Source organism: Lebetimonas sp. JH292 (genome assembly GCF_000523275.1).
Classification (GTDB): domain Bacteria; phylum Campylobacterota; class Campylobacteria; order Campylobacterales; family Nautiliaceae; genus Lebetimonas.
The window spans coordinates 483,519-495,914 of the sequence record NZ_ATHQ01000001.1; the positions used below are offsets into that span (position 1 = coordinate 483,519).

Annotated in this window: 15 protein-coding genes and 1 other RNA gene; 2 read left to right on the forward strand and 14 right to left on the reverse strand. The window is 31.6% G+C overall.

The features are described 5' to 3' along the window. Window positions 1-10: 10 nt before the first annotated feature. From gap to DZ64_RS0102955, 8 genes are all read right to left on the reverse strand, one after another. The gene (gene gap / locus DZ64_RS0102920; RefSeq protein ID WP_024789368.1) at window positions 11-994 is read right to left on the reverse strand and encodes a type I glyceraldehyde-3-phosphate dehydrogenase; all 984 of its coding nucleotides are present in this window, start codon (window positions 992-994) and stop codon (window positions 11-13) included. Continuing rightward, window positions 995-1,321, reverse strand: coding sequence for a ribosome silencing factor (rsfS, locus tag DZ64_RS0102925; RefSeq protein ID WP_024789369.1), 327 nt, complete (start codon window positions 1,319-1,321; stop codon window positions 995-997). Beyond that, window positions 1,299-1,841 carry a nicotinate (nicotinamide) nucleotide adenylyltransferase gene (gene nadD, locus DZ64_RS0102930; RefSeq protein WP_024789370.1) on the reverse strand — a complete coding sequence of 181 codons (543 nt, stop codon included), beginning with the start codon at window positions 1,839-1,841 and terminating at the stop codon, window positions 1,299-1,301. The genes rsfS and nadD overlap by 23 nt, the downstream gene beginning before the upstream one ends. Then, the gene (locus DZ64_RS0102935; protein ID WP_024789371.1) at window positions 1,829-2,251 is read right to left on the reverse strand and encodes a DUF523 domain-containing protein; all 423 of its coding nucleotides are present in this window, start codon (window positions 2,249-2,251) and stop codon (window positions 1,829-1,831) included. Before DZ64_RS0102935 ends, nadD begins: the two co-directional genes overlap by 13 nt. A 47-nt stretch (window positions 2,252-2,298) precedes the next feature. Beyond that, window positions 2,299-3,891 (reverse strand): arginine--tRNA ligase, encoded by a 1,593-nt coding sequence (argS, locus tag DZ64_RS0102940; RefSeq protein ID WP_024789372.1) that lies wholly within the window; start codon window positions 3,889-3,891, stop codon window positions 2,299-2,301. After that, window positions 3,888-4,505, reverse strand: coding sequence for a guanylate kinase (gmk, locus tag DZ64_RS0102945; RefSeq protein ID WP_024789373.1), 618 nt, complete (start codon window positions 4,503-4,505; stop codon window positions 3,888-3,890). Before gmk ends, argS begins: the two co-directional genes overlap by 4 nt. A gap of 166 nt (window positions 4,506-4,671) precedes the next feature. Further along, on the reverse strand, window positions 4,672-4,824 hold the full coding sequence (locus tag DZ64_RS12230; protein WP_156922602.1) for a hypothetical protein: 153 nt from the start codon (window positions 4,822-4,824) through the stop codon (window positions 4,672-4,674). A 64-nt stretch (window positions 4,825-4,888) separates the two neighbouring features. Further along, window positions 4,889-5,527 (reverse strand): response regulator transcription factor, encoded by a 639-nt coding sequence (locus DZ64_RS0102955; RefSeq protein WP_024789374.1) that lies wholly within the window; start codon window positions 5,525-5,527, stop codon window positions 4,889-4,891. A gap of 111 nt (window positions 5,528-5,638) precedes the next feature. Between DZ64_RS0102955 and DZ64_RS0102960 the strand changes: the two genes are divergently transcribed. Beyond that, a complete protein-coding gene (locus DZ64_RS0102960; protein ID WP_236618636.1) occupies window positions 5,639-6,100 on the forward strand; it encodes a phospholipase D-like domain-containing protein in 462 nt (153 codons plus the stop codon). Here the strand turns inward: DZ64_RS0102960 and fliR are convergent. The 4 genes from fliR to rpsB are packed head-to-tail and all read right to left on the reverse strand — an operon-like array spanning window position 6,090 to window position 9,356. Further along, window positions 6,090-6,857 carry a flagellar biosynthetic protein FliR gene (gene fliR / locus DZ64_RS0102965; protein WP_024787157.1) on the reverse strand — a complete coding sequence of 256 codons (768 nt, stop codon included), beginning with the start codon at window positions 6,855-6,857 and terminating at the stop codon, window positions 6,090-6,092. The two genes, DZ64_RS0102960 and fliR, sit on opposite strands and share 11 nt — an antisense overlap. Before the next feature lie 44 nt (window positions 6,858-6,901). After that, complete coding sequence (locus DZ64_RS0102970) at window positions 6,902-7,543, reverse strand: ABC transporter ATP-binding protein (protein ID WP_035003325.1); 642 nt, start codon at window positions 7,541-7,543, stop codon at window positions 6,902-6,904. A gap of 57 nt (window positions 7,544-7,600) precedes the next feature. Continuing rightward, the gene (gene tsf, locus DZ64_RS0102975; RefSeq protein WP_035003073.1) at window positions 7,601-8,524 is read right to left on the reverse strand and encodes a translation elongation factor Ts; all 924 of its coding nucleotides are present in this window, start codon (window positions 8,522-8,524) and stop codon (window positions 7,601-7,603) included. A 1-nt stretch (window position 8,525) separates the two neighbouring features. Next, window positions 8,526-9,356: a 30S ribosomal protein S2 gene (rpsB, locus tag DZ64_RS0102980; RefSeq protein ID WP_024789375.1), complete on the reverse strand. Its 831-nt coding sequence runs from the start codon at window positions 9,354-9,356 to the stop codon at window positions 8,526-8,528. A 154-nt stretch (window positions 9,357-9,510) separates the two neighbouring features. On the opposite strand from rpsB, the gene luxS reads away from it, so the two are divergent. After that, window positions 9,511-10,044: an S-ribosylhomocysteine lyase gene (luxS, locus tag DZ64_RS0102985; protein WP_024789376.1), complete on the forward strand. Its 534-nt coding sequence runs from the start codon at window positions 9,511-9,513 to the stop codon at window positions 10,042-10,044. Between the two features lie 135 nt (window positions 10,045-10,179). On the opposite strand, the gene ffs is transcribed toward luxS, so the two are convergent. Both ffs and DZ64_RS0102990 read right to left on the reverse strand, forming a co-directional pair. After that, window positions 10,180-10,277, reverse strand: an RNA gene (ffs, locus tag DZ64_RS11750) — signal recognition particle sRNA small type. Between the two features lie 13 nt (window positions 10,278-10,290). Further along, entirely contained in the window at window positions 10,291-12,204 is a 1,914-nt protein-coding gene (locus DZ64_RS0102990) for a thioredoxin domain-containing protein (protein ID WP_051429986.1), read from the reverse strand. Window positions 12,205-12,396 lie beyond the last annotated feature (192 nt).

A 12,396-nucleotide genomic window follows, 5' to 3' on the forward strand; every position in this document is an offset into this window, starting at 1 on the left:
CATTTTACATTTACCATTTATATATATATTCCGCCATTTCAATCATTCTGTTTGAATAACCCCATTCATTGTCATACCAGCTAAAAATTTTTACTAAATTTGAGTTTACTTTTGTCAAATCAGGGGCGACAATAGAACTTGCAGGGTTTGAATTAATATCACTGCTTACTTTATACTCTTCATCCACTTCCAAAATACCTTTTAAATCGGTAAGTGAATGAAATTTAATGAATTCATTTATCTCTTCTTTTGAAGTTTCTTTATCCAATTCAAGCGTTAAATCCATAAGTGAAACATTGGCTACAGGAACTCTTACACTAACCCCGTCAAGCTTTCCTTTTAAATTTGGCAACACTTTATAAATCGCTTTTGCCGCCCCCGTGAAAGTAGGAATTATATTCTCAGCCGCAGCGCGTGAGCGTCTTATATCACGTATATTTGGAGCATCAAGCAGTTTTTGGTCCATCGTATAAGAATGAATGGTGCTCATAAAACCTTTTTTTATTCCAAATTTCTCATCAATAATTTTTGCAACAGGCCCAAGACAGTTTGTAGTACAGGAAGCGTTTGAAATAATATTTTCACCTTTATATTCTCTGTAATTCACCCCCAATACATAAGTCGGGGTGTTATCATTTGCCGGGGCTGAAATAATTACTTTTTTTACATTTCCTTTTAAATGTCCTTTTGCAAGATTTGAACTTAAAAATTTACCTGTGCATTCAAGAACAACATCCGCTTCATCAAAAGGTATATTAAGAGGATTTTTTTCTTGAGAGTAATTTATAATATTTTCACCTATTTTTAAAGTATTTTTATCAATAACTTCAACGTCTCTTTCTAACATTCCCCTTGTTGTATCATATTTAATTAAATATGCGGCTAGATTAATATCCATTAAATCATTAATAGCAACTATTTCTATATTTTTATTTAACGCAACCCTTAAAACACTTCTTCCGATTCTTCCTATTCCGTTAATTGCAATTTTCATTTATTGCCTCATTTTTAATTTTAAATCTTTAAGAAATTTATCCATCTGATATCTTGCCCTGTATTCTTCACTCATTAAATGAATTAAAATATCCCCTAAATCGATGGCAATCCAGTCATTACTTTCATCAACCCCCAGAAATGTTTCGCCCATCGGTTTTAAAGTTTTTTTAAGATAATCAAGCAGTGCCTGAGCGTGTTTATCGGCCATAGCAGTGGCCACAATTACATAATCCACAAAATAATCCTTATCTCTTAAGTCATATTCCATAACATCAAGTGCTTTTTTCTCTTCCAATAAATCTTTAATTTTTGCAATTCTGTCCATAAAACTCCTTTATTTCATTTTCTATTATTTTTGGTAAATATTTGAAATTACAGTTTCTAATTTCCGTGGAACTGATTGGAACGTTAACATCTAAAACTTTTTTAATATTATACTTCTTAAGCAAATCTAAATCAACTTTTCCTCTTTTAGCAACCACCAGATGGGTTTTTTTTAAAATTTCATCAATATTTTTCCATTTGCCGAGTGTTTTTAAATTATCGCTTCCTATAATAAAATATTTCGGCTTAAATTTTTTAATTGTTTCTATTGAATAAACAGGACGATTTTGTTTTATTTCAAAATCGCTTATCTCTACTTTTGGATTGTTTCCAAAAAGCTTTTTCAGCCATTTAACCCTAAGCTCAGCCGGCGCATGAAAATTTTTTTTAAGTGGATTTAAATAATTTGGCATTATTATAAGTTTATCTATATCAAGCTCTTTTAATACTTTTTTGGCAACTTCAACATGCCCCAAATGAACAGGGTCAAAGCTGCCCCCGAAAATCGCTATATTTCCCATTCGCTAATTAATTCAATTCCGTTTTCTTTTAAAATTTTAGAAGTTAATCCCGGTGCATCGCACTTGCATTCACACCCGTTTATATAGGCACTTGTTTTTTTAATACCGCAGCTTGGAGACTTTTCTTTTCCTATAAAAATTTTAATATTTTCTTCCCTGCAAATTCTAAGAGCCTCATTTGCCCCTTTTAAAAATTCTTTAGTTTTATCAACTCCGTTTATATCAATAATTTTATCCCCTATAAATCTGGCTGCGGGACGGGGGGTCGGAAGAGAAAAAGCCTCCGGACAAAAAGGAATCAGCTCATAATTTTCATTTAATTTATTTAATTTTTCATCATTTAAAGGTTTTGATTTACCATCATATCTACAAGGAAATCCCAACATACATTTGCTAATCATTGCTTTCATATTCAATTACCTTTTTTTCACAACTCACTACTCACCATTTTCACTATTTACATTTTTTCTTTTGCATTTATCCCGAGAAGTGAAAGTCCCAGTTTTATAATAATTCCTACAACCGCCAAAATTTTCAGCCTGATTTCTTCCCTGTCACTTCCAATAACCTTATTTTTATTATAAAATTTATGAAATTCACTTGCCAAATCTATTAAATAGTTTGTAAGTCTGTGAGGCTCCCTGTTGATAAATGCATCTTCTAAAACATAAGGCAAAGTCAAGGCAAAAAACAGAAGTTCTTTTTCATCTTCTTCCAAATTTTTAAGTTCTATATTTTTTACATCGTCATAATCCATATTTTTATTTCTAAAAATCGAACGGATTCTTGCATGGGCATAATTTACATAATAATTTGGATTAGAACTGTCTTCTTTTTTTAAATCCTCAACATCAAACTCAAGATGTGTATCCGCTTTTTTAGTCAGAAAGATAAAACGCAGGGCATCCGCCCCCACATCTTCCACAACATCCCTCACCAAAATAAAATTACCGGCCCTTTTACTCATTTTATAAGGTTTGCCGCCTTTTAAAAGTTTTACCATCTGGGAAAGTAGTATTTCAAGTTTATCCGGGTCAAACCCCAAAAATTTAATTGCAGCTTTTACCCTTGCAATATATCCGTGATGGTCCGCCCCCCAGATATTTATGTATCTGTCATAATTTCTTTTAAATTTATCCCAGTGATAAATAATATCACCGGCTAAATAGGTAGGTCTTCCATCTTCCCTTACCACGACCCTGTCTTTTTCATCTTTAAATTCAGAGGATTTTATCCATACTTTACCCTCTTTTTCATACAAAGCGGAGTTTTTGTCAAGAATGTCTTTTACCTCATCCCAATATTTATATAATTCTTTTTCACTTACCCACTTATCAAAAGGGGTAACATTTAAAGAAGCGATATCTTTTTTTATTTCATTCAACATTTTATCCTTTGCCCACATATTGAGCTTTTCATCATTAAAACTGTTTTCTTTGTTTGTGAAATAATCTTTGCCAAATTCTTTTATAGCCTCAGATGCCAAATCTTTTATATAATCACCTTTATAATACTCTTCGGGCCAGGTCACATCAAAACCTAAAATTTCCCTTGCCGTCAAATAAACAGAAAGCCCGAGAAGTGCAATCTGTCGGCCGGCATCATTTACATAATATTCGGTATCTATTTTATAACCTGTATGTCTTCCTATTCTGGCAATAGAATCCCCGTAAATGGCGCCTCTTGCATGACCTATGTGTAATGGGCCTGTCGGGTTTGCGGAAATATATTCAAGCAAAATCCTCTCTTGCTTTTTACTCTTCGCAAAATTTTCTTTTTCTTCTAAAACCTTATTTGCAAATTCATCCAAAAATTTATCGCTGAGTTTTAAATTTACAAATCCGCTAAGTGCTTCAACTTTTTCAAATTCAGCGCATCCTCTCAATTTTTCACAGAGGCTTTTTGCAAATTCGTTCGGGTTTATTTTATTTTCTTTTGCATATTTAAAAACAGGGACGGCAAAATGACCAAAATCTTTTTGCTTCGGTTTGTTAATAGGAGGATTTTCACCTAAATGTTTTTTAAAAATATCGGCAACTCTTTTCTTCATTCATTTCCTTTCCACTCGTTTATAAATTCATCTACATTATATTTGCTTCTTTTTATAAGAGACGCAGTTGCAACCGCTTTTAAAAATTCTTTGGATTCATCAAATTCATTGTTTATTAAAAGATAATCATACTCATCTATTTTTTTCATTTCGTTTAATGCGTTAATAAGTCTTATTTCAAGGGATTCTTTTGTTTCAGTTCCTCTTTTTTCAAGTCTTTTTATCAATGTATTCATATCTTTTGTAGTTATAAATACGCCGGTTGTAATATTTGGATACAATTTTTTTACATTTTCATATCCCTGAACATCAATATCCAAAAACACTATTTTACCTTCACTTAAAGCTTTGTCAATCTGTCTTTTGCTCGTTCCGTAAAAATTTCCGTGAACTTCCGCCCATTCCAGAAAATAACCCTCTTCAATGTCTTTTAAAAATTCTTCTTTACTCACAAAAAAATAATCAACACCGTCAATTTCCCCTTTTCTCATAGGACGTGTTGTAGATGAAATACTGAAATACGCCTTTTTTTGAAGCTCTTCACATGCGCTTCTCGCCAGACTTGTTTTTCCGCTTCCGCTAGGACCCGATACAACTAAAATACTTCCATCCATTTTAATCTCCAAAATCTATAGTAATGGTAACTTTTGCTTTTGCTTTTTTCAGTTCATCCCAATTTATATTTAAGATACTTCCGAGTGTTTTTTCTTGTAAATTTTTTGGAGCTTTTTTATTAATCTGTCTATTTCAGGCAGCTCTTCATTTTCCATTTTTAACTTTTCACTTTTCTTGGCCACTTGGAACTTGGCTACTTTCAATCTCTTCTCCCAAAGCTTTTGCCAAATCCTTTTCATTTATACTTTCTAATTCCAAATCTTCATTATTTTCATCTTTTTGGGTGTTAATATCTTCTTCTGTTTCGATTTCCGGCAATTCTTCCTCTCACTTGGAACTTGGCTACTTGGCAATTCTATTTTCACTTTTAACTTTTAACTTTTCACTTTCTACCTTCTTTATCTTCATCTTCCAGATTTTGTAGTTCTTCCTCACTGATGGAAATAGTATCTTCTATATCTGAATCGGGTGCTTCTTCCAACAGTTCGTCTTCTGTAATCAACACTTCGTCTTCAGGTAAATTTTCCAACTCTTCGAGTTCTTCAAAATCCGGTTTTTCATCGCCTTCTTCCACCAATTCATCTATATCATCCAGGGCAAAATCGTCTATTTCTTCTTTTTGGGTATTTTCCAAATCAAAATTTTCTTCTTCCAAATCCAAATCTTCATTAAAATTTTCAATATCGAAACTTTCTTTTGTTTCATTTTGGATATTCGGCAGTTTTTCCAACACATCCATTAAATCGGTAGGTAAAAACGGTTTTGTAAGATATGTATCAAAACCTGGTAATTTTTCATCTTTTTTAGAAAGAATCAAAACAAATTTTGCATTTTTGAACTTTTCTTTCAAAGAATTCAAAAATTCTTCATCATACAAATCTTTTTCCAAAAAAACAGCTTCAAAATTATCTTCCGGAACAAACTCCCTGTTTCCGATAATAACATCGTCACCTTTCTTTTCAGTACTCAGCGTAAAAAGTTTTTCTATAGTCGGATTGGCAGAAATTAAAAGTATTTTCATGGCTGACCTCATTTTTTTATTATAATTATATTAAAAAAGGTGGCAAAATTGAAAAAAATCCTGTTTTATTTATTATTTATCCTGTTTTTAAATGCGAACAATGTTTATTTTATGCCCTTTGAGGGAAAAAATGCTCAAAAAGAATTATGCAATATTTTCACCCATGCCAAAAAAAATATAAAAATAGCAATGTATACATTTACCAATAAAAAAATTGCAAAAGCCCTGAAAATAGCCGCAAAACACGGAACAAAGATTTATATTATAGCTGATTTGGAAGAATCAAAATATAAATATTCCGTTATTCCAAACCTTGCGGCAATAAAAAAATTTGATATTTATCTTTTAAGCGGTAAAAATTATAAAAACGGCAACAAAGCAAAAATGCATGTAAAAATGTCTATTATAGACAATAAATATTTGATTATCGGAAGTGCAAATTATTCTTACAGCGCTTTTTTTAAAAATTATGAATATATCTTAATCACTCAGGATAAAAATTTAATAAATAAATTCAACAAATATTTTTATATGTTGAAACAAAATGCCAAAGCTTACAGGCTCAGCCGATAATTTTTAAAATTACATTAAAAGCCTGAATAAATTCTTTTTGAAATACATTTGCAAAAGAAGCCATAATCGCAATCAGAATTAAAAAAGAAAGTCCAATTTTTATAGGAAACCCTACTACCAGCAGGTTAAACTGAGGCATTGTTTTCATAATCATTCCAAAAATTATGTCGCTTAAAATAGAAACGGCCAAAACAGGAAAAGCCATTGCAATTCCAAAAACAAAATATTTAAACATATAAATAACAAAAAACTGATACATTGAATGAATATCAAAAACAGCCCCAAACGGCAGGCTTCCTAATGTTTTACTTATTAAAAATATTTCTAAATGATCCCCTCCGAAAGCAAAAAATATCAACAGTGCAACCCAGGTAAAAAATTCACCTATAATATTTGTATTGAGCCCCGAATTTGGATCTATTACATTTGCCAAAGTAAATCCCATCACAAAACTTATCTGTTCGGCTGCATATTTTAAAATATCAAAAATAAGCGTAAGGGCAACTCCCACAAAAAAAGCAAAAGCACTCTCAAACAAAACAGCCAATATCACATTTATAATATTAATTTCAAATGTTATTTTCGGGCTAATAGGGAAAAAAAGTATTGTAAGCCACAGGGCAAACGCCGCCTTTGCTTTCATGGGAATAGTCGGATATGAGAAAAAAGGCAAAAACGCCAAAAAAGAAGATATTCTAATAAACAAAAGCAAAAATGTAACAGTATTAACCGGCGTTAAATAATTAATTAATTCCATTTTCACTCACTACTCACCAACTCACTATTCACTACTCATTATTTTCACAACTCACTATTCACTAACTGTTTGTTTTTCAATTCATAAATTTTATCAAATTTTTTAGCTATTTCTATATCGTGGGTTACAGTTACAATAGATGCACTATTCTCGTCAGCATATTCTTTTAAAATTTCTATTACTTCGTTTGCATTAACATTATCTAAATTTCCGGTAGGCTCGTCAGCAAAAATAATTCTCGGTTTTTTTGTTAGAACCCTTGCAATACTAACTCTTTGCTGCTGGCCTCCACTTAAGGTTTGAATATTCTGATTTATTACATCTTTTATTTTGAGTCTATCAAGCAAATCAAAATCAACTTCCCTGTTGCATAAAATTGCGGCAGCCTGAATATTCTCAAGTGCTGTGAATGTGTTAAAAAGATAATGAAACTGAAAAATTACACCTATTTTATTTCTTCTAAATTCAATTAACTCTTTTTCTTTTAGTTTATAAATTTCTTGTTTATCAATAAAAACTTGTCCCTCATTTGGTTTTAAAAATGAAGATAAAATATGAAGAAGTGTGGATTTTCCGCTTCCGCTGGAACCTATTATGGCAATTTTTTCTTTGGGTTTTATTTCAAGATTTACATCTGAAAAAAGAAGATAATCAAATGAGTGTTTTAAATTTATTGCTTTTATCATTTTTTTCACTACTCACTATTCACTATTTTCACTTAAGCGCCAAAAGGCGCTAAGTAATTATTGTAAAGCTGCCGCTACTTCATCAGCTAAAGTACATCCGTTTTTAACCAAACCTTCTCCGACTTCAAATCTGATAAAGTCAACAAGTTTTGCACTTCCTCCGGCTTTTTTTGCCGCATTTTCAAGTGCTTTAGCAACATTTTCTTTTTTTTCTGCTTTTACATATTCTTGCTCAGTAAGACAATTTTCTTCATAGAATTTTTTAATTTTTCCGGGAATAATTTTTTCAATTACATTTTCAGGTTTACCCTCTTTTAGAAGCTGGGCTTTTGCAATGTCTTTTTCTTTTTCAATTACATCAGCCGGTACACTCTCAGGATTTAGAAAAGAAGGTTTCATAGCCGCAATATGCATGGCAATATCTTTTAGAGTATCTTTAATTGCTTCACAGGTTTCATCTCTGTCGCATTCAGCCGCAACCAAAACGCCTACTTTTCCCCCCGCGTGGATATATCCGTTTACTATTCCGTTTTCCGGTGCTTTGATTGTTGCCATTCTTCTGACAACAATATTTTCACCTATTTTTGCTATTTTTACTTTTAATTCTTCTTCGAATGTACCCTCACCAAATTTTGTTTTATTTAAGTTTTCAACATCGGTGATATTTTCAGTATTAACAGTTTTAACCGTTTCACTTACAAATTCAACAAATTCATCTGTTTTGGCAACAAAATCTGTTTCACAGTTTACTTCTACGATACTTCCTTTTTTCATATCAGGGGTAATACTAATTTCAACTCTTCCCTCAGCCGCATTTCTGTCTGCTTTTTTAGCGGCTTTTGCAAGACCTTTTTTTCTTAATATTTCAACCGCTTTTTCTTCATCGCCGTTTGCTTCAACCAATGCTTTTTTACAATCCATCATTCCGGCACCGGTTTTTTCTCTTAGCGCCTTTACCTGAGCTGCTGTAATGTTTGCCATATTATGCCTCCTCTTTAATATCTTCTGTTTCTTTTTCGATTTCTTCTTCGCTTTTAGTTTCTGCCGCTGCTTCTTCTTTTACTTCTTTAATTTCTTCATTAATTTCTTCAGGTGTAATTTCTTCCACTTCTTCTCCTGCGCTTCTTGCCATTTCTTTACCTTCAATTATAGCATCAGCAATTTTTTCACAGAAAAGATTTACACTTCTGATTGCATCATCGTTTCCCGGGATTGGATAATCAACCACGTCAGGATCACAGTTTGTATCAAGCGGAGCAACCACAGGAAGTCCAAGTTTATTTGCTTCTGCAACTGCAATTCTTTCTTTAACCGTATCAATAATAAACAACATATCCGGCAATGTTTTCATATGTCTTATACCACCGAGAACTCTTTCAAGTTTTGCTTTTCTTCTGGCCAAAATCAATCTTTCTTTTTTAGTTAAAAGGTTAATTTGCCCGCTCTCTTCCATTTTTTCAATAATTTCCAATTTTCTTATTGATTTTTGAATTGTTGGAAAGTTTGTAAGCATACCGCCGAGCCATCTGTGGTTAACATACGGCATACCGGCTCTTTCGGCATGGGTTTTTACAGCATCAATTGCCTGTTTTTTAGTTCCGACAAAAAGAATTGTTTTTCCTTCAGCCGCCGCATCTCTAACTATACCGCACGCATATTTGAAAAATCTCAAAGTTTTTTGCAAGTCAATAATATAGATATTTTTTCTGACACCGAAGATATATTTCTTCATTTTTGGATTCCATCTTCTTCTTTGATGTCCGAAATGAACACCGCACTCCAATAAATCTTTCATTGTTACATTACACGCCATTGTTTCTCCTTGAATTATTTTTTTATTTTGGCTGGGTTTAGCCTCCCTCTCCGTTAACAGCATAGCTGCAACCCGACCAAGGAATAAAGAGGTGAGAACTAGAAATGAAATTGTATCAAAGTTACGATATAATTGCAATAAAAAAGGATAAACTATGCCAATGCTTGACAGTTTTTTAGTTGACCATGTAAAAATGCCGGCCCCGGGCCTAAGAATTGCAAAAAAAATGAAAACACCAAAAGGTGATGTAATTACAGTTTATGATGTAAGGTTTGCAAAACCAAATAAAGAAATAATTGACGAAAAAGCAATGCATACGCTTGAGCATCTGTTTGCAGGGTTTATGAGAGATAATCTTCCTAATTTTGAGATTATAGATATTTCACCTATGGGATGCAGAACAGGATTTTATATGAGCATAATCGGAAAACCGAATGATAAAGAAGTAATTGAAGCGTGGAGAAAATCTATGCAAAATATTTTAGATACTGATACTATCCCGGAAGCAAATATCTATCAATGCGGCAGCTGTTATATGCACTCCCTCCCAGGTGCTAAAAAAGTTGCTAAACATATAATAGAAAGCGAAATCGTTATAATGGACAATAAAGAGCTGGCACTAAATCCTAATAATATTCCAAATATATGCGATGTAAATCCTAATGAAGTTAAAATTTTAGGGATTTAACTTCTTCTTTTATTCATTTATAATAATTAGTGTTTGACACTAAACTTAGCTAAAAATATTAATTTATAATTCAATATTTAGCATTTATAATTCACAATTCAACACTCAACATTCATAACTTATAATTATTTTTCAGGCGCCCCAGGAACCTGCGGCACAGGGACATAAGAGGTGCTCTGCTCCCTTCCGGGCCTGAAGCGTTGCCTCTTACACCCCTTGCACAGGGCTGGGACAGGTGAAATTATATCATAAAATATTTAAAATTTCTTTAATTTCCTCCAAATTATTACTTTTTTTAATACATTTATAAATTGTACATATTTCAAAACTTTCACCTTTTTTCCATAAAACATAAGGATATGAAAAATCTCCTTTATATAAAGGAGTTTCAGAAGTTATTATATATTCACCCAAAATATTTTTTATAGCGGCTTTTGTAATAGTTGCATAATAAAGCGGATAATTTTTTACATAATAGCTTCCCTCTTCAATTATTTTATCGGCTTCTTTTTTCAGTTCAATATTATAATTTAAAAGCGATAAATCCAAAAAATCATTTGCCAAAACACCCAAAGAACTTGCATATGATGAATCGCTAAAATCTGCTTTCATGCTTTTATCTTGATTCATATACCAGTTATCTTTTTTAAACAAAAATACCTCTTTACTAAGTTTATTTACAAATTTTAAATATTTTTCTTCGTAAGTATATTCATAAGCGGTTATCAAAGCACCTATTAAAAATGCATAATCTTCAAGAAGCCCTTCTTTTTTATTTTTTTTATTTTTATTGAAAGAATGATAAAGTTTATCTTTATACATAACTTCGATTAATTTTTCTAAACTCTTTTTTGCAGTATCTAAATATTTTTCATCAAATTCACCTACTGCAAAAAGAGTTCTTATCATCATAGCATTCCAGGAAGTTATTTTTTTAGTGTCAATAAACGGAAATTCTCTTTTTTCTCTTATCAGTTTCAGTTTTTCTAAAGCCTTTTCATAATTTTTAGGTCTTTCTCCTTGAATCGTAGGATTATTTAATCCGTTAAAATTACCATATTTTTTAATTCCAAAATAATTTAACAATTCTTCTTTATTTTCAAATTCACTAAATGCTTCATTAACCTCATCAAAATCATATACAAAATATTTACCCTCACCCCCATTACTGTCCGCATCGCTAGCTGAGAAAAAAAGCCCGTTTTCATAATATTTATTTAACATTTCATCAATACTTTTAAATGCTACTTCTTTATAAAAAGGATTTTTTGTAATTTTATACATCCTGAGATATATATAAGATAAATTTGCATTGTTATAAAGCATCTTTTCAAAATGAGGAATTTCCCATTTGTTATCTACCGAATATCTATAAAATCCGCCTTCAACCTGGTCAAATATACCGCCTTTTGCCATTTTAGTTAGGGTAATATTTAAAATATCTAAAATATCTTTGTTTTTTGTAATAACATATATATCAATAAGTAAATCTAAGCTGCTCTCCATCGGAAACTTTGGCGCTCCCTTAACTCCACCGTATTCCAAATCAAATTCATTTTTTGCTTTTTTTATAATATTCTCAATTATACCTTTATCCACGTTCTCTTTTGGCAATTTTTTATTTTCATTTTCTTTATAATATTTTTCAAAATTATCTGCAATTTCTAAAATTTTTTTAGGATTTTCTTTCCAGTCATTTGCAATAGATAAAAGTATTTCTTTAAGTCCCGGACCGTATTGTGAATAATGAGGCGGCATATAAGTTGCTGAATAAAATACTTTTTTTTCAGGTGTCATGATAATTGTAAGAGGCCAACCTCCAGAGCGTCTATGTATTAACTGATAAGCTTTTTGATAGTATTTGTCAATATCGCTCATCTCTTCCCTGTCCACTTTTATTGACACATAATATTTATTTAAAATACCGGCAATTTCTTTATTTTCAAAGCTCTCCCTTTCCATTACATGGCACCAATGACATGTAGAATATCCAATACTTAAAAAAATAAGTTTATTTTCTTTTTTTGCTTTTTCAAAAACCTCATCACCCCACTCATACCAGTTAACCGGATTATTAGCATGCTGTTTTAGATAAGGACTGTCAGCATTTTTTAAATGATTTGCCATAATTGCTCCTATAAATAAAAAAATTTTTTTCATTTCTTTCCTTATAACAAAAAAGATAAATTTTGTCCAATTTTTGATATGATGATACTAACTAAATAACGAAAAAGTAAAAATATAATAGCGTTGCGGAATTTAGCAAAAATTTTGCGTTAAAAAAATTGCACCGAGTCCTTAGGCGTGCAAAGTGGTTTGCAATTTTTAGCAAAATTTGAGCTGTTCGTTAGC